This is a genomic window from Tunturibacter psychrotolerans (genome assembly GCF_040359615.1).
Lineage (GTDB): Bacteria > Acidobacteriota > Terriglobia > Terriglobales > Acidobacteriaceae > Edaphobacter > Edaphobacter psychrotolerans.
Genome location: NZ_CP132942.1, coordinates 1,618,365 through 1,644,896 on the forward strand (window position 1 = coordinate 1,618,365; position 26,532 = coordinate 1,644,896).

At 55.0% G+C, this 26,532-nt stretch carries 29 protein-coding genes; 25 read left to right on the top strand and 4 right to left on the bottom strand.

All coding sequences use genetic code 11. The annotated features are described in order from the left end of the window. The first annotated feature begins 81 nt into the window (after positions 1–81). From RBB77_RS06595 to RBB77_RS06700, 22 genes are all read left to right on the top strand, one after another. Positions 82–1,110: a hydrogenase expression protein HypE gene (locus RBB77_RS06595; RefSeq protein WP_353065759.1), complete on the top strand. Its 1,029-nt coding sequence runs from the start codon at positions 82–84 to the stop codon at positions 1,108–1,110. Positions 1,111–1,139: 29 nt separating this feature from the next. Beyond that, positions 1,140–2,732 carry a PAS domain-containing sensor histidine kinase gene (locus RBB77_RS06600; protein WP_353065760.1) on the top strand — a complete coding sequence of 531 codons (1,593 nt, stop codon included), beginning with the start codon at positions 1,140–1,142 and terminating at the stop codon, positions 2,730–2,732. A 2-nt stretch (positions 2,733–2,734) separates the two neighbouring features. Continuing rightward, on the top strand, positions 2,735–3,427 hold the full coding sequence (locus RBB77_RS06605) for a response regulator transcription factor (RefSeq protein WP_353065762.1): 693 nt from the start codon (positions 2,735–2,737) through the stop codon (positions 3,425–3,427). A 396-nt stretch (positions 3,428–3,823) separates the two neighbouring features. Continuing rightward, positions 3,824–4,888 carry a hydrogenase expression protein HypE gene (locus tag RBB77_RS06610; RefSeq protein WP_353065764.1) on the top strand — a complete coding sequence of 355 codons (1,065 nt, stop codon included), beginning with the start codon at positions 3,824–3,826 and terminating at the stop codon, positions 4,886–4,888. 21 nt (positions 4,889–4,909) lie between these two features. Then, positions 4,910–6,706 (top strand): nickel-dependent hydrogenase large subunit, encoded by a 1,797-nt coding sequence (locus RBB77_RS06615; protein ID WP_353065766.1) that lies wholly within the window; start codon positions 4,910–4,912, stop codon positions 6,704–6,706. Between the two features lie 32 nt (positions 6,707–6,738). Further along, entirely contained in the window at positions 6,739–7,329 is a 591-nt protein-coding gene (locus tag RBB77_RS06620) for a NifU family protein (RefSeq protein ID WP_353065768.1), read from the top strand. After that, entirely contained in the window at positions 7,322–7,993 is a 672-nt protein-coding gene (locus RBB77_RS06625) for a DUF5947 family protein (RefSeq protein ID WP_353065770.1), read from the top strand. Before RBB77_RS06620 ends, RBB77_RS06625 begins: the two co-directional genes overlap by 8 nt. Further along, a complete protein-coding gene (locus RBB77_RS06630) occupies positions 7,986–8,636 on the top strand; it encodes a DUF6084 family protein (RefSeq protein ID WP_353065771.1) in 651 nt (216 codons plus the stop codon). The genes RBB77_RS06625 and RBB77_RS06630 overlap by 8 nt, the downstream gene beginning before the upstream one ends. Further along, positions 8,633–9,688 (top strand): hypothetical protein, encoded by a 1,056-nt coding sequence (locus RBB77_RS06635; protein ID WP_353065773.1) that lies wholly within the window; start codon positions 8,633–8,635, stop codon positions 9,686–9,688. Before RBB77_RS06630 ends, RBB77_RS06635 begins: the two co-directional genes overlap by 4 nt. Continuing rightward, a complete protein-coding gene (locus RBB77_RS06640; protein ID WP_353065775.1) occupies positions 9,685–10,527 on the top strand; it encodes a hydrogenase maturation protease in 843 nt (280 codons plus the stop codon). Before RBB77_RS06635 ends, RBB77_RS06640 begins: the two co-directional genes overlap by 4 nt. Before the next feature lie 18 nt (positions 10,528–10,545). Next, positions 10,546–10,761: a DUF6893 family small protein gene (locus tag RBB77_RS06645; protein WP_353065777.1), complete on the top strand. Its 216-nt coding sequence runs from the start codon at positions 10,546–10,548 to the stop codon at positions 10,759–10,761. 71 nt (positions 10,762–10,832) lie between these two features. Further along, on the top strand, positions 10,833–11,405 hold the full coding sequence (locus tag RBB77_RS06650) for a YceI family protein (protein WP_353065779.1): 573 nt from the start codon (positions 10,833–10,835) through the stop codon (positions 11,403–11,405). A gap of 52 nt (positions 11,406–11,457) precedes the next feature. Beyond that, positions 11,458–11,778: a HypC/HybG/HupF family hydrogenase formation chaperone gene (locus RBB77_RS06655; protein ID WP_353065781.1), complete on the top strand. Its 321-nt coding sequence runs from the start codon at positions 11,458–11,460 to the stop codon at positions 11,776–11,778. A 12-nt stretch (positions 11,779–11,790) separates the two neighbouring features. Further along, the gene (gene hypD, locus RBB77_RS06660; RefSeq protein ID WP_353065783.1) at positions 11,791–12,918 is read left to right on the top strand and encodes a hydrogenase formation protein HypD; all 1,128 of its coding nucleotides are present in this window, start codon (positions 11,791–11,793) and stop codon (positions 12,916–12,918) included. Further along, positions 12,852–13,973, top strand: coding sequence for a hydrogenase expression/formation protein HypE (gene hypE / locus RBB77_RS06665; RefSeq protein WP_353065785.1), 1,122 nt, complete (start codon positions 12,852–12,854; stop codon positions 13,971–13,973). The genes hypD and hypE overlap by 67 nt, the downstream gene beginning before the upstream one ends. An 8-nt stretch (positions 13,974–13,981) precedes the next feature. Beyond that, positions 13,982–15,166: an SIS domain-containing protein gene (locus RBB77_RS06670; RefSeq protein WP_353065789.1), complete on the top strand. Its 1,185-nt coding sequence runs from the start codon at positions 13,982–13,984 to the stop codon at positions 15,164–15,166. Further along, positions 15,153–15,389 carry a glutaredoxin gene (locus tag RBB77_RS06675; protein ID WP_353065791.1) on the top strand — a complete coding sequence of 79 codons (237 nt, stop codon included), beginning with the start codon at positions 15,153–15,155 and terminating at the stop codon, positions 15,387–15,389. The genes RBB77_RS06670 and RBB77_RS06675 overlap by 14 nt, the downstream gene beginning before the upstream one ends. A gap of 2 nt (positions 15,390–15,391) precedes the next feature. Further along, entirely contained in the window at positions 15,392–17,689 is a 2,298-nt protein-coding gene (gene hypF / locus RBB77_RS06680; RefSeq protein WP_353065793.1) for a carbamoyltransferase HypF, read from the top strand. Then, entirely contained in the window at positions 17,682–18,026 is a 345-nt protein-coding gene (locus tag RBB77_RS06685; protein ID WP_353065795.1) for a hydrogenase maturation nickel metallochaperone HypA, read from the top strand. Before hypF ends, RBB77_RS06685 begins: the two co-directional genes overlap by 8 nt. Further along, entirely contained in the window at positions 18,023–18,706 is a 684-nt protein-coding gene (gene hypB / locus RBB77_RS06690; RefSeq protein WP_353065797.1) for a hydrogenase nickel incorporation protein HypB, read from the top strand. Before RBB77_RS06685 ends, hypB begins: the two co-directional genes overlap by 4 nt. Before the next feature lie 16 nt (positions 18,707–18,722). After that, a complete protein-coding gene (locus tag RBB77_RS06695; RefSeq protein WP_353065799.1) occupies positions 18,723–18,860 on the top strand; it encodes a DUF6893 family small protein in 138 nt (45 codons plus the stop codon). 136 nt (positions 18,861–18,996) lie between these two features. Beyond that, entirely contained in the window at positions 18,997–19,917 is a 921-nt protein-coding gene (locus tag RBB77_RS06700) for an acyl-CoA desaturase (protein ID WP_353065801.1), read from the top strand. A 12-nt stretch (positions 19,918–19,929) separates the two neighbouring features. Here the strand turns inward: RBB77_RS06700 and RBB77_RS06705 are convergent, their stop codons facing one another. Both RBB77_RS06705 and RBB77_RS06710 read right to left on the bottom strand, forming a co-directional pair. Beyond that, positions 19,930–20,661 (bottom strand): SDR family NAD(P)-dependent oxidoreductase, encoded by a 732-nt coding sequence (locus tag RBB77_RS06705; protein ID WP_353065803.1) that lies wholly within the window; start codon positions 20,659–20,661, stop codon positions 19,930–19,932. A gap of 68 nt (positions 20,662–20,729) precedes the next feature. After that, entirely contained in the window at positions 20,730–21,476 is a 747-nt protein-coding gene (locus RBB77_RS06710) for a glucose 1-dehydrogenase (protein ID WP_353065805.1), read from the bottom strand. Positions 21,477–21,604: 128 nt separating this feature from the next. Between RBB77_RS06710 and RBB77_RS06715 the strand changes: the two genes are divergently transcribed. Next, positions 21,605–22,024 (top strand): ArsR/SmtB family transcription factor, encoded by a 420-nt coding sequence (locus RBB77_RS06715; RefSeq protein WP_353065807.1) that lies wholly within the window; start codon positions 21,605–21,607, stop codon positions 22,022–22,024. A 22-nt stretch (positions 22,025–22,046) separates the two neighbouring features. Here RBB77_RS06715 and RBB77_RS06720 read toward each other — a convergent pair whose 3' ends face one another. Both RBB77_RS06720 and RBB77_RS06725 read right to left on the bottom strand, forming a co-directional pair. Continuing rightward, complete coding sequence (locus RBB77_RS06720) at positions 22,047–23,303, bottom strand: hypothetical protein (RefSeq protein WP_353065809.1); 1,257 nt, start codon at positions 23,301–23,303, stop codon at positions 22,047–22,049. Positions 23,304–23,517: 214 nt separating this feature from the next. Next, positions 23,518–24,468 carry a formylglycine-generating enzyme family protein gene (locus tag RBB77_RS06725; RefSeq protein ID WP_353065811.1) on the bottom strand — a complete coding sequence of 317 codons (951 nt, stop codon included), beginning with the start codon at positions 24,466–24,468 and terminating at the stop codon, positions 23,518–23,520. A gap of 28 nt (positions 24,469–24,496) precedes the next feature. Here RBB77_RS06725 and RBB77_RS06730 point away from each other — a divergent pair, with 28 nt between their 5' ends. After that, positions 24,497–24,676, top strand: a complete 180-nt coding sequence (locus tag RBB77_RS06730) for a hypothetical protein (protein ID WP_353065813.1) — start codon at positions 24,497–24,499, stop codon at positions 24,674–24,676. A gap of 784 nt (positions 24,677–25,460) precedes the next feature. Beyond that, the gene (locus tag RBB77_RS06735) at positions 25,461–26,477 is read left to right on the top strand and encodes a DUF481 domain-containing protein (protein ID WP_353065815.1); all 1,017 of its coding nucleotides are present in this window, start codon (positions 25,461–25,463) and stop codon (positions 26,475–26,477) included. The last annotated feature ends 55 nt before the right edge of the window (positions 26,478–26,532 follow it).

A 26,532-nucleotide genomic window follows, 5' to 3' on the forward strand; every position in this document is an offset into this window, starting at 1 on the left:
AGACCTTGCCTAACTGCATTTTCAGGCACAAGATGTTCATGTACTGAAAGTGTCGCCGGGAAGCAATCCGAAGGGGGTCTCGTGGAGGCTTGGGATCGACATGCGCCGCCGATTGCGGAGATCGATGTGCTTTGGATTGCTGCGGGGCTGAGTTGCGATGGAGACACGATCGCGATGACAGCCGCAACACAGCCAAGCATTGAAGACATTGTCCTCGGTGGAATTCCCTGGACTCCGAAGGTGAACTTTCATAATCCTTTTCTCGCTTCTGAGGTTGGTGACGACTTCCTGCGTCCTTTCAACCTTGCGGAGGAGGGTAAGCTGGAACCGTTCATTCTTGTAGTTGAGGGCTCTATCCCGAATGAGAAAAATAAGTCGGAGGGGTACTGGGCCTCGTTGGGAACAGATCTGGCGACTGGGCAGCCAATTACGACATGCGAGTGGATCGACCGGCTGGCCCCGCATGCGTGGGCGGTGATCGCGGTGGGAACCTGCGCGACCTATGGCGGAATTCACGCAATGGTTGGTAATCCAACGGGTTGCATGGGCCTTCCGGACTATCTGGGTTGGCAGTGGAAGTCCAAGGCTGCAATCCCTATCGTTTGTGTTCCAGGTTGTCCTGTTCAGCCGGACAATTTTATGGAGACTCTGCTGTATCTGCTTTACATGGCTACGGGCCGTGCACCTATAATTCCCCTCGACGAGGCGTTGCGCCCTAAATGGCTCTTTGGAAGCACCGTTCACGAGGGCTGCGATCGTGGCGGCTACTATGAGCAGGCGCAGTTCGCGGAACAGTATGGATCTCCGCTGTGCATTGTGAAGCTTGGTTGCTGGGGTCCAGTAGTGCAGTGCAATGTTGGCAAGCGTGGATGGATGGGCGGGATCGGCGGTTGTCCCAATGTAGGCGGCATCTGCATCGGTTGCACGATGCCGGGATTCCCGGATAAGTTTATGCCGTTCATGGACCAGCCGCCCGGATCGCTCTTGTCTTCAGCTGCGGTTCAGACGTATGGGCGAGCGATTCACGCGCTGCGCAAATTTACTCAGGCATCGCTCAACAAAGTGCCGAGCTGGCGGCAGCAAAGTATTTCACCGGGCCAACAACGCTGACAGGAGAGCGCCTCTCGAAGGGAGCGAGGATGGCTTCAGTCGCCCAAGCCGACCGGGAAGATCGAAGGCCCGAGGCAGAAGATATCGCGCAGCTTCTGGACGTCGGCGAGGCAGAAGCTGTCCTGATCGAGTTGGCAAGCATGTTCAGCGGCATGATCTCGCCATCATCTCCGGACAGTGACAAGCCAGCGAGCGGCCAATCGGCGCAGACTTCTGAAGCTCAGACGTCAAACCTCGAAGCTAAATACCGTGCGTTGCTGGAGCAGATTCCTGCTGTGGTCTTCATGGTGTATCTGGATCGCGGCATCAGCGAGGCGTATGTGAGCCCACAGATCGAAGCAGCGCTTGGATTCTCGCGCGAGGAATGGCTGGAAGATCCTATTCGCTGGTATGAACACATTCATCCGGATGATAAGCAACGGTGGAGCCTGGAGGCCGCGGGCATGTTTCTGTCGGGCACGCCCCTGCGATCGTCTTATCGTGTCATCGCGCGTGATGGACACGTGATCTGGTTCCACTGCGACGCGAAGATGATGCGCCGACCGGATGGCCATCCCTGGTTCATTCACGGCGTCGCCTTTGATATCTCCGATCTGAAGCATACTGAGGAAGCACTCCATCAAGAGCGCAACGTTGTCTCCGCGATTCTCGATACGGTGGGAGCGTTGGTGGTGGTTCTCGATCCCGAGGGTCGCATCACGCGATTCAATCGGGCCTGTGAACTGACCACCGGATATTCGCTGGAGGAGGTTCGCGGCAAACGCATCTGGGATTTTTTTCTTGTGCCCGAAGAGGTGGAACGCTTTAAGTCGATCTTTATGCAGCTAAGCGCAGATTTGCTGCCCGAAGATTACCAAAGCTATTGGGTGACACGGCATGGGACCAAGCGACTCATTGCGTGGTCAAGCACCATGCTGCCGGGTAGTAACGGGACGCCGAACTATATCATCGCAACCGGCATCGACATCACTGAACGAGAACAATTGGAGAAAGCGCTCCTGAACATTAGTTCCAGAGAGCAGCGACGTATTGGGCAAGACCTGCACGATGGTCTTGGGCAACATCTCACGGGCATTGCCTTCATGGCCAAAGTGCACGAGGCGAAGTTGACGGAGAAGCGTCTGGCGGAGGCTAACGATGCAGCGAAGATTGTGCGGCTGGTGAACGAAGCAATTTACAAGACGCGAGAGCTGGCCAGAGGTCTGCTGCCAGTCGTCTCCGACGCGCAGGGACTGATGTCAGCACTGCAACTCTGGGCTGCGGAGGTGGAAGATATCTTTGGAATATCGTGTCACTTCGACTGCGAACCCGCCGTTTTGATCTACGACGACGCGATGGCGACCCATCTTTACCATATCGCTCAGGAGTCAGTAAATAATGCGCTGAAGCATGGCCATGCGCGCAAAATAGTGATCAGGTTGACGGCTGAGAATGGTCGCGGTTTGTTGGTGATTAGCGATGACGGCGCTGGCATCCCCGAAAACCATGGAAGTAGTCATGGCATGGGGCTCCACATAATGAACTATCGAGCGGGCATGATCGGTGGAACGCTTGAGGTTGCACCGAGCCCGCTCCAGGGAACGATTGTTACCTGTATGTTCACTGTCAAACCTGGGAGGTAACTATGGCCGCGACCAACGCTCAGGAGCAACTTCGTCGCGCAGGCAAAAGAACCGTCTTCGTAGTCGACGACCATCCGCTCCTGCGTCAGGGGCTGGCTTTGTTGATCAACCAGCAGCAGGATCTGGAAGTTTGCGGCGAGGCCGAAGAGGCGCAGGCTGCTATGCGGGCCATCGCACGAAAGAAACCTGACATCCTGATTGTAGATATCTCACTGAACGGTCCGGACGGATTGGACCTGCTCAAGGCCATTCGAGGATCGTATCCCGACCTGCCAGTCCTCATTCTCTCGATGCATGATGAGGCCATCTATGCGGAACGCGCCCTGCGTGCTCGCGCGAACGGCTACATCATGAAGCAGGAGGCGACGGAGAAAGTGCTGGTTGCGGTGCGCCGCATTCTTGGTGGCGAGGTGTATCTTAGCGATCGCATGGCCAACAAGATGCTTCAACAGTACATTGGCGGCTCTCCGGCTGCGCTTCAATCTCGCATTTCATCGCTCTCTGATCGTGAGTTAGAGGTCTTTTGTCTGATCGGCGAGGGTCGAGGTACACGTGAGATTGCCGAGGAACTGCACCTCAGCGTTAAGACTGTCGAAACCTACCAGGCCCACATCAAAGAAAAGCTCTTCCTGCACAGCGGGCGTGAGCTGATTCAACATGCGATTCAGTGGAAGATCGACGAGAAGGCGGGATGATATGTGGAGGGATCGGTAACTGAAGCTCCGGTTGATGTTCCGCCGTCCGTCCCCATGTTTTCATATCAAAGCGTTTTCTGAATTGCACCTGTCCCGGGCGCATGCGCTTAAGGGGCCTTCTTCAATTGGTTAGACCCAAAACCTAACGCGCAAAAAACCTGATTCTGCTTAATGCGAGATCGGGGAATCCCCTACGTCGTCAGAGTATTAAGTACGAGAAAAGAATAGGGTGCGTCCCGCTTGCGGGTTGAATACACCAACCACTTTACTGGCTACGGTTCGCTGATCGTCGAAGAGTGTCAAAGAGACGATTTGCACGTCAGGTTTGCGTCCTCGGGGCGCTGCCCGCAAGCTCCAAGCAAGACAAGCCAGTATTCCGAAGAGGAGAACCAGGTTATGGCTCAAGAAACAGTTCCTTACGGCCGAGTCACTCAGAAGAAACCCGCTGTGGCCGAACTACATATTCTGTGGATCACCGCCGGTCTGGGATGTGACGGAGATTCAGTGTCCATCACGGCGGCCACACAGCCAAGCATCGAGGACGTGCTTCTGGGAGCGATTCCCGGACTACCCAAGGTGCACCTGCACAATCCAGTGCTCGCGTACGAAGTGGGCGATGATTTTATGAAGCACTTTTACATGGCCGAGAAGGGAGAGCTTGAACCCTTCGTGCTTGTGGTGGAAGGCTCTATCCCGAACGAGAAGATCAAGAAGGAAGGCTATTGGGCCGGACTCGGAACGGATCCGCATACCGGGCAGCCGATTACAACAAATGAGTGGATTGATCGCTTGACGCCGCGCGCGCTTGCGGTGGTGGCGTGTGGCACTTGCGCTACTTATGGCGGTATTCACGCGATGGAAGGTAACCCGACAGGTGCGATGGGGCTAGCGGACTACCTGGGCTGGGATTGGAAGTCCAAAGCTGGCCTTCCTATCGTGAATGTTCCCGGATGTCCCGTGCAGCCGGACAATTTTATGGAGACCGTTCTCTATCTTCTCTATCAGGTAGCTGGATTGGCACCAATGATTCCTCTGGACGATCAGCTCCGGCCAACGTGGCTCTTCGGCAAAACAGTTCATGAGGGCTGCGATCGGGCGGGATATTACGAGCAAGGTGATTTCGCCACGTCCTATGGCTCGCCGAAGTGCATCGTCAAACTGGGATGCTGGGGGCCGGTCGTCAATTGCAACGTTCCTAAGCGTGGCTGGATGGCAGGCATCGGTGGCTGCCCTAATGTGGGCGGGATCTGTATTGGCTGCACGATGCCGGGATTCCCCGACAAGTTCATGCCGTTTATGGACGAGCCTCCCGGCGGCAAGCTGTCGAGTACTGCGGTCGGAGTCTATGGCAAAGCCATTCGTGCTCTCCGCAAATTGACTAATGACACGGTGAACAAAGAGCCGAAGTGGCGGCATCCTCGCGCCGAACTGACCACCGGCTACCACCCCAATTCCTACTAGCGACCTAAAGGAGACACCACGATGGGCACGATTACCGCTGTACGTACAGAGGATGCCGCCGAAAAGAGCCAGTTAGTAGAGATGAATTGGGATCCGATCACACGGATCGTCGGCAGTCTCGGCATCTTTACAAAGATCGACTTTGGTAAACGCAAAGTTGCGGAGTGCCACAGCACCTCTTCAATTTTTCGTGGTTACAGCATCTTCATGAAGGGCAAGGATCCAAGGGACGCGCACTTTATCACCAGCCGCATATGCGGTATCTGCGGTGATAACCATGCGACGTGTGCGACCTATGCGCAGAACATGGCCTTTGGCGTCCGCCCACCGGCCATTGCCGAGTGGATCGTAAACCTCGGCGAGGCCGCGGAGTACATGTTCGACCACAACATTTTTCAGGACAACCTGGTGGGCGTGGACTTCTGCGAAAAGATGGTGAAGGAGACCAATCCGGGCGTTTGGGAGAAGGCAACGAAGACTGCTGCGCCGCACGCGGAGTTGCATGGCTTCCGCACCATCGGCGACATCATGACGGCACTCAATCCTTTTACGGGGTCGTTCTATCTTGAGACTTTGCAGGTGAGTCGGTACACACGCGAGATGTTCTGCCTGATGGAAGGTCGTCACGTTCATCCGTCCACTTTGTATCCCGGCGGAGTTGGCACAGTGCCCACTGTGCAACTTTTTACGGACTACATTGTCCGGCTGATGAAGTATGTGGAGTTCATGAAGAAAGTCGTACCGCTGCATGACGATCTATTTGATTTCTTCTATGAAGCGCTCCCCGGTTACGAAGAAGTAGGCCGCAGGCGGATTCTTCTTGGGTGTTGGGGGTCGTTTAACAATCCTGATGTCTGCGACTATACCTACGAGAAGATGACAGATTGGGGCCGCGGAATGTTTGTGACGCCGGGCGTTGTTGTCGACGGCAAACTGGTGACGACGGATCTCGTGGACATCAATCTGAACATCCGTATTCTGCTGGGTAGTTCTTACTATGATGACTGGCAGAACTCTGAGACCTTCGTTCGGAAGGATCCACTGGGAAACCCTGTCGATCAACGTCATCCGTGGAACCAGAGTACGTTCCCTAAGCCACAAAAGCGCGACTTCAAGGATAAATACACCTGGGTGATGTCTCCGCGCTGGTATGACGCACGGACCAAAGACTACCTTGCACTCGATACCGGGGGCGGTCCGATCGCGCGCTTCTGGGCTACGGCACTGGCTGGCTTGGTGGACATTGGTTACGTGAAGGCTACTGGACACAGCGTCAAGATTTATTTGCCTAAGACGGTATCGCTTCCAGAAGTGGAGCTTGAATGGAAGATCCCCAAGTGGAGCAATGCGATTGAACGGGATCGGGCACGCACTTACTTCCAGGCTTATGCCGCTGCTGCTGCGCTTCACTTCGCAGAGCAGGCGTTGGCGGAGTTGCACGCTGGGCGCACAAGGACGTGGAACGATTTCAAAGTTCCAGAAGAAGCAATTGGTTGCGGTTTCCACGAAGCGGTCCGAGGGGTTTTGTCGCACCACGTTGTGATCCGTAATCACAAGATCGCCAACTATCATCCTTATCCGCCGACTCCGTGGAATGCAAACCCGCGAGATATGTACGGGACGCCGGGGCCCTATGAAGATGCGGTGCAAAATACGCCGATCTTCGAGGAGAATGGCCCCGATAACTTCAAGGGCATTGATATCATGCGCGCTGTACGCAGCTTCGATCCGTGTCTGCCATGCGGTGTGCACATGTACCTTGGGAACGGAAAAGTGCTTGAGACGTCCCACTCGCCGATGTTCGGTGTTCAGCTTTAGTTTGTTGACTGATCGACGGTTGAAGGAGGCGTGTGGCTAACGACGAAGAATTTCAGGAACAGATCCGGCAACTCGGTAAGTTAGTCGCACAATTCGACGACCTGCCGGATAGTGCTGCGAAGTCTGCGAGCAGGGAGTTAGTGCAGCTTTTGATGGATGTCCATGGAAGAGGCCTGGAACGGGCGATGGAGATCGTCTTTGATGCTGGGGATTCTGCTCCCGTCATCATCGATAAGCTGGGGCAGGACCCAATCGTCGGGAACTTGTTGCTGCTCTATTCCCTTCATCCAGATGAGTTGGAAACCCGCGTGAACAAAGCCATTGAGCGTATGCGTCCTCGTCTGCGCAAACTCTCCTGCACTATCGAGCTTGAGCACCTGCACGAGAGCAGTGTGCGTGTGCGACTGACAACTTCGGGCCATAGCTGCGGATCTTCTGCTGGAGATATTCGGTCGATCGTGGAAGACGGGATGTATGAGTTCGCGCCGGATGTGACATCACTCGAGCTTGCCGGGTTGGAGGAGACAGCACCTGCGGGCTTTGTCCCACTGGAGAGTCTGTTGGGGCAACGGCTCGTAACGGTCGGGATCCCGACAATCACGGAAGGGGCCCACGATGAATGAAGAGACTCTACCAGCCTTCGAGCAGGCCTTCGGAGCATTACGTCAGTTCACCCGGGCGCGGCGACCAACATCGCGTGCGACGGAACATTGCGAGTTGTGCAGTGCCGGGCTGGCGCAGGAGCACCCGCACCTGGTGGAGATAACCTCTCGGCAGATCTTGTGTGCGTGCGACGCATGCGCCATGCTCTTCGATGGAATGGAGAGATCAAAGTACAAGCGCGTCTCGAGGCAGGCTCAGTACCTTCCTGACTTCGAGATGACGGATGGCCAATGGGAGAATCTGTTGATTCCGATCAACATGGCGTTCTTCTATCGTTCGAGCATCGAAGGCACAGTGATTGCGCTATATCCCAGTCCGGCGGGCGCAGTTGAGTCGCTGCTTCCGCTCGAGGCTTGGAATGAGATTGCAGAAAGCAATCGAGCGTTGAGCCGCCTCTTGCCTGATGTAGAAGCGCTGCTGGTCAATCGGGTCGGCCATGCCCATGGAATCGCGCGGGCCGAGTATTACATTGCGCCTATTGATGAATGCTACAAGCTCGTTGGACTGATCCGTTCCAACTGGAGGGGACTTTCTGGAGGATCTGAGGTTTGGACAGAGATAGGGCGATTTTTTTCCGACCTGCGATTGAAGGCGTACGTGGTCAGTGGAGAAGCGAATGCCTGATCTTAGTTTCCAGATCGAAGGGGCGAGCGTGCTTCCATTCGCTGCCACGCCGACGCTGGCTTTCAGGCTCAAGGTCAGCAATGCCTTGGCCAATGAGACTATCCATACCATCGCGCTGCGGTGTCAGATTCAGATCGAGGTCACACGCCGCCGCTACACGCCGGAGGAGCAGGAAGGTATGCTCGACCTCTTCGGAACGCCTGATAGATGGAGTCAGACGCTGCGAAGCCTGCTCTGGACGAATCTCAATATGGTCATTCCTGCCTTTGCGGGCGCAAGCACGGTAGCTGATCTCCATGTTCCATGCACCTTCGATTTTAATGTTGCTGCTACGAAATACTTTGATGGCCTCACGGAGGGGGAAATTCCTCTCAACATTCTGTTTAGCGGCACTGTCTTCTATGCACCGCCGGATTGCGGCCTGCAAGTCGCGCCGATCTCCTGGGAGCAGGAGGCGAAGTTCAAGCTTCCGGTGAAGGTGTGGCGCGAGATGATGGACTCCTACTATCCCAACAGTGTTTGCATTAGCTTGCGCCGTGATGTCTTCGATCGCCTCCATCGCTATAAGATGCAGCACGGCATTCCGACCTGGGAGCAGGCTTTGGAAGAGGTGCTCCCCATGGAAGTGGCGGTGAAATCGTGAATTTTGACCAGGTGGAAAAGATTGCCGACGCTGTGCTCTACGAGGGATACATGCTGTATCCGTATCGGCCCTCTTCGGTGAAAAATCAGCGGCGCTGGAACTTCGGAGTGCTCTGCCCACGGTCTTATAGTGAACAACAACAGGGATCTGATGCATGGATGATGCAGACGGAGTGCCTCGTCAACGCAAACCCATCGACTCGCCTGGTTGTGAAGGTTCGTTTTTTGCAGATTGTTCGACGCTCAGTCGGCAAACTTCGTACTCCGGAACAAGAGACGCCCGAAGGTGTGGAATCGGAGATTGATTTTGTTGACCGTCTCGAAGTGGGCGGGCGAGTCTATCATCCATGGCAGGAGGCGGTTGAACGTGAATTTACGTCCGCCCTGTTAGATCCTGCATCGCTTTCGTCTCTTGCTTCCTTACATCTTCCGTTCCCGGCGGGGAGACAGTGCGAGTATCTGCGCGATGAACAGGGAAGGGCAGTCGGGGTGATTGTGCGGGAGTGGGAGAGTCTGACTGCGTTGGTTCAGTGCGATTCGACACGTTGCGATGATGGAGTCTTCAGAGTCACGGTGCGTGTCAGCAATCTCTCCGAGTTTGGACCGATTACAACGATCGACCGTGAAGATGCTCTTGGATTTTCGCTTGTGTCTGCCCATACCATCCTGGGGGTCGCGCATGGAGAGTTCGTCTCCCTGCTTGATCCTCCTGCAGATCTCAAAGACCTTCCGGCTCTGTGCCACAACGTCGGCACCTGGCCGGTTCTTGTTGGAGATGAGGCTGAGACTGTTTTGTCGTCGCCCATTATCCTGTACGACCGTCCGCAGATCGCTCCGGAGAGCGCAGGCAATCTCTTTGACTCAACTGAGATTGACGAGATCCTGTCCCTACGCATTCTCACCCTGACGGATGATGAGAAACGTGAGATGCGGCAATCCGACGAGCGGGCGCGTGAGATTCTGGAGCGCACCGAGAACATGCCAGAAGAGCAATTTATGAAACTTCATGGTGTGTTGCGCGGTCTGACTCCGCTCAAGGAGGAGGCGCGATGAACCAATGGGAATGGAACGTCCTCGAAGAGAAAGAGCAAGTGGACTATGTGGTGATTGGTGAGGCAGAGGTCAGGAAAGGCAGTCGCGTCCGTCTACATCCGCATGAGGGAGGGGACATATTCGACCTTGCGCTACGCGGTCAGATCGCAACCGTCGAGAGCATCGAACAGGATTATGAAGGCCAGCAACATATTTGTGTGGTTCTCGAAGACGATCCCGGGCGCGACCTGGGAATGATGCGCCAGCCTGGTCACCGCTTCTTTTTCAAGTTGACCGAGATTGAGCCGCTTCCGGAAGAGGAACAGCATGAGAGAAAGAAGGCGCTGCCGCCAAGCATTTTGATTGCCGGCATCGGTAATATCTTCCTCGGAGACGATGGTTTTGGAGTGGAGGTTGTGCGTCAGTTGGCCGACCGTATTTCGCCAGACTCCGTGCGGATCGTTGATTTTGGTATTCGTGGTTTGGACCTGGTCTACGCGTTACAGTACGGCTATGAGACGGCCATCCTCATCGACGCCTACCCCCACGGACAAACGCCTGGGACGGTTTCTGTTGTAGAACTCGACGCAAACGAAGCTGCCGATTCGACTGGTAACGTTCTCGAGCCACACAACATGCATCCGATGAACGTCCTGCGTATGGCACGTTCGATGCACGGTCCTCTAAAGCGAGTGCTATTGGTTGGATGCGAGCCGGCCACGCTGGGTGGCGACGAAGGTTGCATGGGTTTGAGTGAGCCAGTTGAGGCTGCGGTTGCCGAAGCGGTGAACGCGACTGAGGCGTTGGTGAAAAGAATTCTGGAAGGCGAGTCGATCCCAGGCAGTCACCAAAGTCAATAACGGCAAGAGGAGGATGATATGGCAATGGAATTGGAAGGATCTGTAACAGATGGAATAGGAAGCGACAAAGAGACTCTTTACATGTTAGGAGGCGTAGCCCTCATCGTGTTTGGTGCTGGACTGATTCTCTCCAACCCCTTCGTGCGCCGATACATGTCCCAGATCGGAATAGGCAATCTCGCTCAGGTCGCGATGCCGGATGTTCAGCGCTATCTAAAGATGCGGGCCATGTAAATGGTCGGACGGACGGCAGGAATGTCTCCAGGGACGCAACAGGATGGAGTCTGCAGGATGTGACAAACTCAATGGAAGCTGCAAAAGCCACACTCGTTCACTATGTTCTCGATCCCAGGGCCAGCAGGTTTACGGTGCAGGCTTTTGCGACCGGGCTGTTGTCCGCAGTGGGACATAATCCAACGATCGGCGTCCGAGACTTTAGTGGCGAAGTCAGCTTCAGTCAGGAAGCGCTCCAGGGGAGCGGATTCAGATTGAGCATTAAGACGACTTCGTTGAGTGTTCAAGACGACATCTCCGATAAAGATCGCCGCGAAATTGAGCGGCTGCTGAACGAACAGATTCTGGAGACGACAAAGTATCCGGAGACTGTGTACGAGGCGCCCGTTTTGTCGATCACCAGAATGGGAGAATCTTTGTACTCTGCCGTTCTCGACGGAAATTTGACGTTTCACGGCGTAACGCGCAAACAGCCGGTGGCCGCACGCATCGCAGTATTTGGGACGATGCTGCGAGCCTCGGGTAATTTCACGCTCGAGCAAACCGACTATGAGATCAAGCTGATCTCGATAGCTGGGGGTGCACTCAAACTCAAGGATGAGCTCAAGTTCTCCTTCGAGATGGTCGCGCGAGAACAGGAGTGACAAATATGTGCTTCATCTTGCAGAATCGTGCGTCCGGGAAGGGAGCTATCCAATGTGCCTAGCGATACCAGGCAAGATCGTCGAGCTCATTGACGGCCAGAATCAAGTGGGCATCGTGGAGGTAACCGGGGTGCGACGCAAAGTCCAGTTGGGTCTTCTCGAGGACGATATGCCGAAAGTCGGTGATTGGGTTCTGATCCACGTCGGATTTGCAATGTCCAAAATCAGTGAGCGGGATGCAGAGGAGCAGATGCGTCTGCTTACAGCGTTAGGCGAAGTGGAACAGGCAATGGAGGAGGTCCGTGGATATGGTTTGGAAAACAGCGCTGACCGTGCCGGCCCCGTCGAGTTGAATGGAAAACGCTACGCCTGAGGGAGATCGAAGATGCAATATGTGGACGAATTCCGCGACCCCGATCTGATCACGAAAGCCTCCAATGAGATTCGTCGTCTCGCTGATCCTGCTCGGCACTACCGCATCATGGAAGTATGTGGTGGCCACACGCATGCCATCTATCGCTTTGGGCTGAAAGATATCCTTCCTTCTAATATTGAACTGATTCATGGCCCGGGTTGCCCGGTGTGCGTTTTGCCGATGGGAAGGATCGACGACGGATTATCGATCGCTCAGGATCCGAACGTCATCTTCGCGGCGTTTGGCGACATGATGCGCGTGCCGGGCGCGCATGGTAGTCCACTCGAACACAAGGCCCGCGGGACCGATGTTCGTATCGTGTACTCTCCTGCGGACGCGCTGGAGCTAGCTAGAAAATATCCCAAGAAAGAAGTTATCTTCTTCGCAATCGGATTTGAGACGACCGCGCCCTCCACCGCACTTACGCTGATGGCTGCCAAGGCTCAGGGCATCGGCAATTTTTCTGTCTTCTGTAATCACGTCACCATCGTTCCCGCTATTCGCGCTATCCTCGATTCGCCCGATATGCGTCTTGATGGGTTTATTGGACCGGGGCATGTTTCAACCGTGATCGGTTGCAGGCCGTACGAGTGGATCGCCAGAAACGAAGGCAAGCCGGTAGTAACTTCGGGCTTCGAGCCATTGGATCTTCTGCAGTCCATCGTGATGCTTCTGCGCCAGCTGCAAGCAGGTGAGGCCAAGGTCGAGAATCAATATAAGAGAGTCGTGCCATGGGAGGGCAACAGCGCGGCTCTGAAAGCGATGGCCGAGGTCTTCGAACTACGCCCCTACTTCGAGTGGCGCGGACTTGGGTTTATCTCGCAGTCGGCATTGCGCATTCACGAGAAGTACGCTGCGTGGGACTCTGAGCGACGCTATGTTGTTCCTGAGACGCGCGTGACAGATCCAAAGGCGGCGCAGTGCGGAGAAGTTCTAAAAGGTGTTTTGAAGCCGGCACAGTGTAAGTTGTTCGGGAAAGAATGCACTCCTGAACATCCGATTGGTGCGCTTATGGTTTCTTCAGAGGGCTCATGCGCAGCATATTACAACTACGAGTACCGCAAATCGATGGTGGCGAGAGTCAGCTCAGTGGCCTGAATGTTGAACCTTCGGCCGAAGGTTCCCCGGTTGCGATTCGCTTTCGCGATCCGCAGATCGAGATGGCGCACGGAGCTGGTGGAAAGGCCAGCCGGAGACTTGTGGAGGGATTGTTCGCGCCTCTCCTCTATCCGGGCTCTCAAGAGCCGCTCAACGACGCGGCACATCTTGATATAGGAGGTGCGCGAATTGCATTTACGACCGATAGTTTCGTCGTCAAGCCTTTGCGATTTCCCGGTGGCTCAATTGGCGAACTAGCCGTCAACGGTACAATGAACGATCTGGCTGTCTCCGGTGCTCAAGGCCGTGCCATGGTCGTCACATTCGTTCTCGAAGAGGGCCTTGCCGCAGCAGTTCTCGAAGCTGAAGTTCGCGCTATGTCTGAAGCTCTTAAACGAGCCGGCGTTGTGATGACTGGTGGAGATACCAAGGTTGTCGAACGTGGCAAAGCCGACGGCATGTACATCACGACCGCCGGGATCGGCACCCCATTGAACGGCGTTAAAGTCGATGCGCGCTCCGTGCGTCCGGGGGACAGAATTCTGTTATCTGGTCCGATCGGCGATCACGGAATCACCATCCTTCTGGCGCGGGGTGAACTCGACTTCGAAGCAGACTTGTCTTCTGATACCCGTTCGGTTTTTCCGCTTGTTGAGGCGTTGGCTATGGAGTGCGGGCCAGGCATTCGCTGGATGCGCGATCCGACACGAGGAGGTGTAGCCACGGCGCTAAATGAACTGGCACGCGATAGCGGTCTGGGAATTGAGTTGTTCGAAGAGGAGATTCCCATGCATGACGCGGTTCGCGGGGCCTGCGAGTTGCTTGGATTGGATCCCCTGCACATCGCGAACGAGGGCCAATTCCTGGCCGTCGTCTCCCCGGAGTATGCTGACATGGCTGTTAGCGCGCTGCAGCAGACGGCAGGTGGCGAAGAATCCCGGATCGTTGGACAGGTCTGTATCGAGCCGGCCAACGCTGTGCTAGTTACCACCCGCTACGGTGGTAGCCGAATCGTAGACATGCTGGTCGGTGATCCTCTGCCCCGGATTTGTTAGGACACGGTATGCAAACTGCCTACACTCTCGCCACGCAGATTGAAGAGCGCTTACTGCTGCGCAACGAAATACTGGAGAGCTTCTTCTCTCAGCAAGCCCGTGTCCTTGCTGTGGCCTGCCGCGAGATGTCGGAGCGCTTCTTAAGTGGTGGGCGGTTGCTTGCCTTTGGACGTGGTCCGTATTCGACCGACGCCCAGCACGTCTCCGTGGAGTTCGTGCATCCGGTGATCGTTGGCAAACGCGCTCTTCCTGCGCTCGATCTGTCGGCGCTCATACGTCCGTGGATGGATTCCATTCTTCACGCTGAAGATATTGTGATGGGATTTGGTCCGCCGGAAGGTGATCCTGAGGTGTGGGCGGCTTTGGAATCGGCTCATTCACGAGGGGCGATGACCTTCGCGCTGCCAGGGCCAAGCGGGACCTACGCGCTTGAGACGGTGACTGAAGATCCTTTTATTCATCAGGAGCTTGTCGAGATCTTCTATCACACGCTATGGGAGACGGTGCACGTCTTTTTGGAACACCGCGAACTCGGTCAGGATGTGGGTCAAGCGGAGTTCCTCTATCCTTTTCTCGGTCAGAAAAAACAGGAAACAAGCGCCATCGTGGAGGATGTCGCTGCTTCGATAAAAATGAAGGTGCACGATGACACCTTGTTGCGGACTCGCCTTGCCAGAGAAGAATCCGAACAGATTGGCGCGGCGGCCTTAGCCATACGAGGGCGCCTGTCTCGTGGAGGCAAGTTGATTCTCTTCGGTAACGGCGGTTCTGCAACCGATGCCAACGATTGGGCGATGGATTGTGTCCTTCCTCCTGCCGGGTACCAGACTGTCCCGGCAATCTCCCTTTCCATGGAGCCAGCTAACATAACTGCGCTGGCCAACGATGTGGGCGTTGAGGTTATCTTCTTGCGGCAACTTCTTGCGCATGCGAAGCCGCAAGATGTGGCGATCGGAATCTCCACTAGCGGCGGTTCCCGCAACATTGTGATGGCTTTGGAAGAAGCGCGAAAGCGAGGCCTGCTGACAGTCGCTCTTTTGGGCAACGACGGTGGAGAGGTTTATCGTCGGAACCTTGCAGATCATCCCATCATTGTTCGGAGCGACTATATTCCGCGCATACAAGAGGTGCAGGCGTCCGCATATCATGTGCTGCGCGAGACATTGGAGGCGTTAAACCATGGCGACTCTTGAACTTTATGGAAGTGCTCGGTGTCCCTACACTCAGGAGTTGCGAGAGTGGCTGGAGTGGACCAGGCGAGACTTCATAGAGTACGACGTGGATGCCGATCCTGAGGCGAGGGCTCGGATGAATGCTCTCGGCGGCAGTGTACGTACGGTCCCTGTGCTGGTGGAAGACGGCAAAGTGATACAGGTGGGGTGGCAAGGCAGAGGCTGCGTCGTGGGGTCAGACTAGACATGGCGAATGCCTGCTCAATTCGTGTGCGCGGCGTGGTGCAGGGAGTCGGCTTTCGCCCCTTTGTGTATCGTCTCGCGCGCGCCAACACACTAACCGGGTGGGTGCTCAATGGCGACCAGGGGGTGGAGATTCATCTCGAAGGCGCTGAAGATGACATGGAGGCGTTTGTTGAGCAAATGCAGAGCAAACGTCCATCCGCGTCGACGATCTCCGAAGTCGAGGTCACGCCGGCGCTATCTGAAGGGTTGAACGAATTCACCATTCGAGAAAGCCATCACATCGCTGCCCTTACTGTTCAAATCTCCTCCGATTTGCCTGTCTGCGAAGACTGCCTGAAGGAATGTTTTAACCCATCCGATCCGCGTTACAGATACCCATACATCAACTGCACCAATTGTGGCCCGCGCTATAGTGTCATTCTCGCGCTGCCGTATGACCGGGCAAATACGACAATGACAGACTGGCCGATGGACGCATACTGCGACTCGGAGTACCGCGACCCGCTCAATAGAAGATTTCACGCGCAGCCAGTGGCGTGTTCAGCTTGTGGGCCGAATTTCATACTCCGCCTGAATGGAGTCGACGCGGCGGATGGCTGGGATGCAATCCGGAAGACGGCTGAGCTTCTCTGGGAGGGGAGTATCGTCGCTATAAAGGGACTAGGCGGATATCATCTGGCCTGCGATGCGCGGAACCCCATGGCGACTGTCGCGCTTCGCACTAGGAAGTTCCGTAAGGAAAAGCCGTTCGCCCTGATGGTGAGAGACGTCGAGGTAGCGAGCAGGTTGGTTCTTCTCACCTCTGAGTCCGAGATTGTTCTTACTTCCTTAGCTCGTCCAATTTTGCTGGCACAGGCTCGGCTTGAGCTCGAAGGCGTTGCACCCAACAATCGAGACCTGGGTGTGATGCTGCCCTCGACACCCCTTCACCATCTGCTCTTTGCCGCTGGCGCGCCAGAGGCGCTTGTCATGACGAGTGCCAATCGCTCGAACGAGCCAATTGCCTATGAGGATGCGGACGCATTGAAGCGGCTCTCTGGAATCGCAGATGCATTTCTAATCGGAGAACGCCCAATTGCGCGTCGGGTGGACGACTCAATAGCTCGCGTAGGAGCATTCGGTCTGTTGGTTCTTCGCCGGTCGCGTGGATATGCACCCGGTAGAGTGGCGAAACTTCCAACAAAGCGCCCCGTGTTGGCTTTGGGAGCGGACCTCAAGAACACGATTACGCTTGTCGTGGACGGTAACGCGTTTGTAAGCCAGCACATTGGTGACCTCTCGCACTATCAGGCCTTCCAGGCCTTCACGAAGACGATTGAAGACCTTATCTCGATGTACGATATCGACACCAGCGATCTGCTTTTGGCGCACGATTGCCACCCTCAATATGCTTCGACTAAGCATGCCGCTGCGCTGCCGGCCTATGAAACACGGGCGATACAGCATCATCGCGCCCATTTAGCTTCCGTTCTCGCAGAACGCGGCGAGTGGGAAAAGAGTATTGTTGGGGTCAGCTTCGATGGAACCGGCTTCGGTGATGATGGAAGTATCTGGGGCGGCGAGATATTCGTAGGGAGTCTTGAAGGAGGTTTTGAACGCACGAGCCATTTGCGCAGCGCGGCTCTCCCAGGGGGCGATGGCGCCGCGCAATATCCAATGCAGGCAGCATCCGGCTTTCTTGCGCAGATCGGAGACCTGCCCGATCTCACGCGTCCGCCCTTCAACTTTACTTCGCGCTACGAGGATGCGATGCAACTGATCCGACGCGAGGTACGCACCTTTTCGACGACGTCGGTCGGCAGGCTCTTCGATGCTGCGGCTGCGCTGTTGGGTTTCGTGAGGGAGAGCACGTTTGAAGGTCAGGCTGCCATTTGGCTGGAACAACTGGCGCGTGACTCCTCGAATCTGGACGCCTACCCTTTTCCGCTGACTGACGACGGCCTTGATTTCCGACCCCTTCTGAATGCGGTTGTGCGTGATCGACTGCGCGGCCGCACGGTACCCGAAGTCGCGCGCGCCTTTCAACATGGCGTCGCCGAAGGAACGGCCGAGGTCGTTGTGCGGCTTTGCCATAGCCGTTCGATTGATACTGTCGTGCTCTCGGGAGGAGTCTTCCAGAACGAATTGCTACTGGAAGACCTACAATCGCTCCTCGAACCTCTCCATCTTGAGATCTGGACCAACCATGACGTGCCTCCTAATGACGGAGGAATCAGTCTTGGGCAGGCCGCACTGGCCGCATTCGGCAACTTCAATGATGCTGAGCGAAACATCTCTGAAGGAGTCGCCCATGCATGAACTTTCGATTGCGATGAGCATTGTGGATATGGCGCAGGAAGAGGCAGAGCGGCGAAAGGTTCATATCGGTGCTGTCCATCTCGAGCTCGGAGCTCTTTCGGGCGTGGTGAAAGAGGCCCTTTTGTTCTCTTACAAAGTAGCTTGCGATGGAACACCGCTTGAGGGCTCGCGCCTTGTGGTGAAGGATGTGCCTATAGAGGTTTACTGTCCGGTGTGCAAAGTGCCAAGGATACTGGCCTCGATGCAGTGGTTTTGTTGTCCTGACTGCGGCACGCAAACACCTGAAGTAATTCATGGGAAAGAGCTTGTTATCACTGCTCTGGAGCTCAAACAATGAATTCTGAACCGCGTCTGCTAGAAGTTCGGAAGAACGTTCTTAAACAAAATGACATAGTTGCGCGCGCCCTGCGAGACAGATTTCGTGCCCAAGGAACATTTGTCGTGAGTCTCGTCTCAAGTCCCGGCGCGGGCAAGACTACCTTTCTCGAAAAGACTTTGACACTGCTCAAGCCGCATTGTCGTGTAGCTGCTCTGGTCGGAGACCTGGCGACGGAGAATGATGCGCTGCGGCTGGCGCGCAGTGGGGCGCCGGTTAGGCAAATCACGACCGGAACGCTCTGCCACCTAGAGGCGGCCATGGTCGAACATGCGTTGGAGGACTGGCGTCTTGGCCAACTCGATCTTCTCTTCATAGAAAACGTGGGCAACCTGGTTTGCCCCGCATCCTATGACCTGGGGGAAGATCTCCGCCTTGTGCTACTTTCCGTAACGGAAGGCGAGGACAAGCCGCTTAAATACCCAACCATCTTCAATAGCGCTGATGCAGCGGTGATCACTAAGGTCGACCTGGCAACCGCAGTCGAGTTCGACGAACTGGCGGCGAACGCAAACATCCAGGCGGTACGCCCCGGGATGAATATCTTCAAAGTCTCGGCGAAGACGAATGAGGGAATGGACGGATTCTTGCAATTCCTTGCGCAGGCGCGGGAGCGAAGTCTACAAAAGACCCCCGCGTAGACGTCAGTACGCTGAAATGCATCGAAGCAAACAGTATGACGAGGTGATCGACATGATGAAACTTATAGCTGCTGCTGCGGGAATCGGAGCAATCGTGGTGATGATTTTGATTGCTCCCGACATCTCCCGCTATATGAGAATCCGGTCCATGTGAAAGTGCATGATTCGCAGGATGGTGATCAGAATACAGAACCGCGCAGCGTCCTGCCTGAAGTATTACCGAACTCTTACTTGCGCACCCTAGCCACACGTCATGCCGGGCGTTAGCCTCGAACGAGAGGCAAGCATGCATGGCGACTGTTGCAGCAAGACTACAAAAAACTGATACACCCGAACTCGTCGTGGTCCAGGCTGAGTCGAACGAGTTCAACTGGGTATTTTTTGCTGTTATCGCAGCGTTTCACCTGGGGGCTCTGGCGGCGTTGTTTTTCTTCCGTTGGTCTTCGGTCGCCATATTCCTCGGGATGTGGCTGCTCGGTCAGAACGTGGGGATTGCAATCAGCTATCACCGCCAGCTCACGCATCGCAGTTTCACCACGCCTAAATGGTTGGAGTATGCCATGGCGATCTGTGGAACCATGGCGCTGCAGGGCAGTCCTACCTACTGGGTCGCCGTGCATCGCATGCATCATCAGTACACTGACAAGCCTGGCGATCCGCATTCTCCCCGCGATGGTAAGTGGTGGTCCCATATGGGTTGGATCCTTCGCGGTTCAATTCATAGCGAAACGACCAGGCTTTCCCAATACGCTCCAGATCTGGAACGCGACCGTTTCTATCGCTGGCTGGCTGTGTGGCACTGGATTCCGATCACCCTGACCGGCATCGCTTTGCTCAGTGTGGGCACGACTCTCGGCGGGTGGAGAATGGGGGTCTCGTGGCTGCTCTGGGGCGTGTTTTTGAGGATTACCATCGGCTTCCACACGACGTGGCTGGTCAATTCAGCAACTCATCTTTGGGGTTCACGCCGCTTCAAGACGCGCGACGACTCAACCAATAGCTGGTGGGTTGCGTTGTTGACAGGGGGCGAAGGTTGGCACAACAATCACCACGCTCATCCCGTATCTGCGAACCACGGGATGGCCTGGTGGGAGTTGGATTTCAACTACTGGGGTATCAAACTGCTGTCCTTGGTTGGGCTGGCGAAGAGCGTGAAAGTGACCCGCCTCTCCGCGACACCTTCACGTCTGAAACAGTCGCCACTCGAGTAACACCCTCACTGATCAGATCTGTGCTGTTCCGCCATCTACGAACAGTTCGATGCCGTTGACGAAACTTGAATCGTCAGAAGCAAGAAAGAGCGCTACGGTGGCGATCTCTTCCGGGCGACCGATTTCACCGCGTGGGACGAGCGTCTTAAAGTACTCTTTCGCGTCGGGCCCAAGAGGATCGAGGATTGGAGTGTCGATCGTCCCTGGGCTGAGGACGTTGACGCGAATCTTACGATCCTTGAGGTCATTGAGCCAGGTTCGAGCGAAAGAGCGTACCGCGGCTTTGCTGGCGCTGTAGACGCCGAAGGCCGGGATGCCCTTGATGCTGGCGATAGAGCCGTTCAAGAAGATGGAACCGCCATCGGTAAACAGCGGAAGAGCCTTCTGCACAGTGAAGAGTGTGCCACGCACGTTTAGATCGAAGGTCTTATCGAAGTGCTCTTCAGTGACTTCGCCGATCTTGGCGAACTCTCCCTGGCCTGCGCTCGCGAAGAGTACGTCGATCTTTCCTTTCTCCGTCTTGACCGTCTCGTACAGGCGGTCGAGGTCGGCAAGGTTTGCTGCGTCGCCCTGGACACCAGTCACGTTCTTGCCGATTGCCTTGACTGCTTCATCGAGCTTGTCCTGGCGGCGGCCGGTGATGAAGACATATGCGCCCTCTTTGACGAAGAGTTTTGCCGTGGCTAACGCCATGCCTGACGTAGCCGCTGTGATGACTGCTACTTTTCCATCTAACTTACCCATGTCGTTTATCCTTCCTGTTAGTGAATCGAATTGGTATTGGCTGGAATGTGAGAGGAACCTTGCGGGGGTTAGCGGAGACCGCCGCCAGTGATGACGCGTTCGCCGGTGATCCACTTCGCGTCGTCGGACGCAAAGAAGGTAACGACAGAGGCGATATCGTCTACGCGGCCAGCGCGGCCCAGGGGAGTTTGCGCGACGAGAGCTTTCTCGAAGTCGGAACCTATAAAGCCTGCGGTTTGCGTACCTTCGGTATCAACGATGCCCGGGTTGACGGAGTTGACGCGGATCTTCCTCGCGCCGAGTTCCTTGGCGAGGACGCCGGTTATGGCATCGAGCGCACCTTTGGTGCCGGTGTACACTGCGCTGTTGGGAGGGGTGAGGCTGCTAACGCCAGACCCTATGTTGATGACGCTAGCTCCTTCACCGAAATGCTTGACGGCCGCCCGGGTGGTGAGAAGAACGCCGAGCACGTTGATGTTGAAGATTTTGTGGAACTGCTCTTCTGTAACATCTTCGATAGCGGAGAACTCGTATACGCCGGAGTTATTGACGAGAATGTCGAGACGACCGTAGTTCTTGATCGCCGCGTCGATGATACCCTGCGCCTCCACAGATTTCGAGACGTCTCCACCGACGGCTACTGCTTTACCGCCTGCAGCGGTGATCGCGGCAACAACCGTGTCCGCACCAGACTTGCTGGAGGCGTAGTTGACGACGACGGATGCGCCTTCAGCGGCGAGCGATTTGGCGATTGCGGCTCCGATACCCTTGGATGCGCCTGTGACGACTGCTACTTTACCTTTTAGCTTGCTCATTACTGTTTTCCTCTTGGATTAAATTCTTTCGAGCTGCTTGCTGTCCGCAGGTTTCGGCTGCTGGGGAATAGATTACAGTTGATGGCAGATTGATTCATTAGTTCCGAATTTATGTACTATTGAACTAATTGCTGAAGAAGACTATCCTGGTGTTCGTGAGACCGCTATTTCACCCCTCGGTTCAGGACGTTACGGTTGAAGCGATCCTTCATGCCTTGTCTGATCCAGTGCGTGTGGCGATCTATGCCGATATCGTAGGACAGGATTGCACGCACAACTGTGTTGCGTTTTCGAATATCAGCGAAACGCCGATACCGAAATCAACGCTTTCGCAACACTTCAAAATCCTTCGTGAAGCAGGTCTGATTCGGGGAGAACGTCACGGTGTAGAGATGCACAACACCTCTCGTTGTGCGGAGATCGATAAACGCTTTCCGGGCTTGATTGGGGCTATTGTTGCAGCGCACAAGATTCAGTTGGCATATGAAGCACGGCTTACTAAAGCGACTAAGCGAAAGTCTGTCCAGCGAATTGCGAGAAGCAGATAGGCAGCGCTCACTCCGGATAGAGCTATTTATCGCGACCTTTTAGGTGAGGCGAACAAGCGTCTGAAAATGGATTGACCAGGAACGTACCTGCGATTCCAGAGACAAGGATTGTTCCGTCGGAGTTGAAATGGGCGAGGCGAAACTCTTCCTCTGGAAGATCATTGAGCCTTCTCCACCTCTGGCCACTGTCTTCGCTTGTGTATACGCCTGTGAGCGAGGTGACGACCTCGCGGGTGGGCTTTGACGGGTCTACCTCGATGCTGTAAGCGCGAAGGTTGGAACCTGCCTCATCTGTCGTTCTATGCAAAAGAAAGCTCGCGTTGGTCACTCTTCTCACGGTGCCGGGGCCTGTCGGGTTATAGACCCCCCAACAGGCTGCCAGATGAAGACCTCCCACGACAGTCATTCCATGGATCGCAGAGTCTGGGCCTACTCCCTCGATGCGGCTCCATTTGTTCGTGTGCAGATTGAGAAGGTACACCTGATCGCCGGTTCCCACGTAGAGGAAGCCTGGTTCTACTTTCCTTGAATCATCGAATTGCATGGAGAGGATGTCCATGTCGGTTGGAAGACGGGGGAGGAGTCCATCTTCGATCCATGAACCATCCACATCTTTGTGGTAGCTAAAGATCTGTGGGTCGAGGTCAAAGTAGCCATAGCCAACGATGAGACGCCTTCCGTCTGCCGTCATCTCAACGGCGTTTGCTCTCACGGGGTCGCCGGCCCTCTTCGGAATCGGAACCTTGGGGGGTAAAGGAGAAACCCGCGGACCCGTAATAGCTTTCACGAAAGTATCAGACGTTCCTGACTGGGGAAAGACCTGAAAGGCACCCCGTTGAGTCGTGATCACAAAGTAGGTTCCACCGGGAGACACGCTGAAACCGTTGCGCAGTCCCTCTCCTATCTTTGCGTCGAAATATTGGGGACCTACCCTTGCGACTTGAGTCCATGTCGCGCCCCCATTGGTTGATTGTGATATGTACATGGCTCGATCATGTGGCGGAACCTCACCGCTAAGATCCGCTGTGAGACCCCATATAACGTCAGGGTCTTCAGCGTAGGGATCAGGATCGCTGGCAATAGCTTCGATAAAATCACTAGCAAACTGGTGACTTCCTGGGAGGCTTGTCACTCGATGAACGCGACAGCTGTCCATGTCACCTTTTAGATCGTCATTGCTCTTCTCAGGAGACGATGATGAGCCGGCAACGATGGAATGATTCGGTGCAGGAGTTTGAGGTTGTAGAATCTGTCCCCACCCGAGTAGCAGAACGGCCATCAACAAGAATGGGCTTCTGATGTTGAGAACGGCCCGACATGTATATGTGTGTGCCATGACCGGAACACCAGGTTATAACACCAATTATGTCCTTACTTGTGGTCGATGAGTGCCAAGCCTAACTTCGCCAACTGGAAATTTACAAACCGCTTGACTCACGATTGGCGAACGAAGGCCATTTACCTGGTGATCTGCAAAGCGTGTGGCATTGCAGTTAGTTTCTGTGTGGCGCATGATTCTCCGGCTCTTTTTGTGCCGTCTCCCACTGTTGAACCGACATCACGCAACGAAACCCTAAATGATTGGTACCCGTATCGACGTCGCCTTTGCCGCGTGTGCCTACGATGTAGCGCGAACAGTATTGGTCAGTGCAGAGAAAGGAGCCTCCGCGCTGCGCCTTCTTTGAATGGCCAGGCTCCGAAGGATCGTAGGCGGAGTCGGGTCCCTGCGGATTGCGCGCGACGCCGTCAGCTTCGAGCTTTTGATAGTAGTCGGGGCGATACCAATCGCTGGTCCACTGCCATACATTTCCTGCCATGTCGAAGAGACCGTATCTATTTGGAGGAAACTTCGCGACAGGAGCGATTCCAGAGTATCCATCCTCTCCTGTGTCTTTATCAGGAAAATGACCCTCATGAGTATTGGCCATCCATTTGCCTTTGGGACGGAACTCATTACCCCAGACATAAGGCTTACCTGCAAGGCCGCCGCGAGCGGCGAACTCCCATTCAGCTTCCGTGGGAAGACGCTTACCTGCCCATTTCGCGTAGGCAAGAGCATCCTCATAGGCGATGTGGACAGCGGGGTAGTTCGCTTTACCGATGATGCTGGTCTTCGGACCGAGGGGATGACGCCAATTTGCGCCGGGTACATAGGTCCACCACTGAAAGTAGTCGTTGAGGGGGACGGGGTGATCTGGCGGAGCAAAGATTACTGATCCTGCCACCAGGTTCTCCGGCGGGGCACCGGGAAAATCTTCCGCGCGTGGCTTTCTCTCCGCGACTGTGACGTAGCCGGTTGCTTTCACGAACGCTTCAAATTGAGCATTCGTGACATCGGTCTTATCCATGAAGAATCCGTCAACGTAGACGCGATGGACCGGACGGGAATCAAGTGTGGCCTTCATCCCCACATCGTCCATGTCCGGCGGATTCTGTGCGCCCATGGAGAACTCTCCGCCAGAAATCCATGCCATGCCTTGTGGAGCTTTCGCGGGGGGAGATGTGGTGTTTGGGGTAGTGGGCCCGAAGGCGACCACGTTCATTGCAGGAGCAGAGGACTTCTGGGGCGGAGTTGCTGCCGTGCTCGCTGCCGATGCTGCAACTTCGTTCGTGTCGGGCGATGTCGCAGCAGAGACAGGAAGCTTTACCTGAAAGCTCCCTGAGTGTTTATAAACCGCAATACATGCGCTAACTGCCAACGCAATAACCAAGCCCGAGATCCAAAACGCCCTGGCCGATCTCTCTTCTACCTGCCTCTTTTTGGTCGAGGCCACTCGCGTCTTCATGTGTAACCTCTAACTTACTTCTGGACCACACTTGGTCATGCCCGTTGAAAAGCGTCGTCGCCCTGTGTCTTGGCCTCCACGCCGACCTGTCGCTCATAGCAAAGTCCAAGCCGAGGTGCAATCAGGATTCGATCGTACATTGTGCTTCAGGATGCACCTCCACACAAGCAAAAGACTTCTTTTAAGAATCAGCGCAAACGCCCGGGTCGGATCGACTTGCTGAAAGAATCTTCGAGTCTGGATATATTTGCCTGGAAGACCGACTGGCCATCAAACAGGAGCGCAGTGATATGATCCGCCGCGTACAAAGGCGAAATTTATCGTATACAAAGCCTTTTCTATTGGCAAGCTAGATAACTCAAACTGCCTGCTGCAGAAACAAGCTCCACTAGTCTCTTATGCAGCCGACTGTTAGTTGACGCACGGTTCTGAAGAACCTGAAATCGAAGGGCAACCTGACATCCGGGAACAAGCATCTCGTTCCCCAAAGTTAGGCATAGAATCGGCTCTTCGCATCTCGATTCCGTAAGTAGGCACGGACTAAGCTGGCGCAGCAGAGGACCTCTATGACCTATCGCATAAAATATTTCTCTCGGATAACCGAGATACAGCGGTTCGACCGCAACGCGCGCAGGGTTTTCCAAAGATGGATGGCTTTGTTCCTTCTCGCGCCATGTGTCGCGATGGCGAGCAGCCGCACCAAGACGGACACCGTCTACATGCGCAACGGCGATAAAATTACAGGCGAAATCCAGTCTCTTGCGCAGGGGCAGCTGAGCGTCAAGCCCAAATATACAAGTACCGCTTTCGTCATCGACTGGTCTGAGGTGGATCATCTGGAAAGTACGCAGGACTTTGTTATTGCCGATCCTGAGGGGAAGTTATACACCGGGGCCCTTGGCAAGGGCGCAGGAGACCGCACTCTGTCGATCGACAAAGGCAACACAGTAACATTGCCACTTGATTCGGTAATCCAGATAAACGAGCTTGGAGAGACCTTTCTGAAACGCATGCGCGGGGACTTCGACGTGGGCTCGAGTTTCGCGAAATCGAACGGACAGAAGAACCTGACCGTTCAAGGAGATTTGGGCTACCAATCGAAAGAGCATCTGTTCTCCCTGGATACAAGCTCTCAGTTCTCGAGCCAGAAAGAAACCTCTGACACCAACGAGACTACGGCCAAGATTGCCATCTTCCAGCAACTGCGCAAATCGAATTGGTATGGCGGTGGGTTGACGAATTTTCTATCAAGTACGGAGCAACAGATCGCGCTTCGCTCCACTCTCGGAGGCGGAGTAGCGAATCGTCTCATATTCACGAACCGCACTAATCTGACAGCTATGGCTGGACTCGCCTTCACGGTTGAGCGGGACGCTGAAGGTGCCGTAAGCACCGCGCGGACCAAGGCTTTGGACTCTGCCTTCGCAGCGCAGTTCTCAACATTTCGATTCGATTCGACGACTTTTAATACTACTGTCTGGCTCTATCCGAGCATTACATCGGCTGGCCGTGTGCGGATGACCTTGAATCAGGACATCTACCACAAATTTTTAGGTGACTTTTATGTCCGTGTCAGCTTTTACGACAACTACGATAACCGTCCGGTTGTGGGTGCGCCGTCAAATAATCTTGGCGCGACCTCAACCGTAGGGTGGTCGTTTCATTAGGTTTAGGATGGATGGGATCTGGTAGCCCGGTATCAGCGATTCGCATTTATCGAGG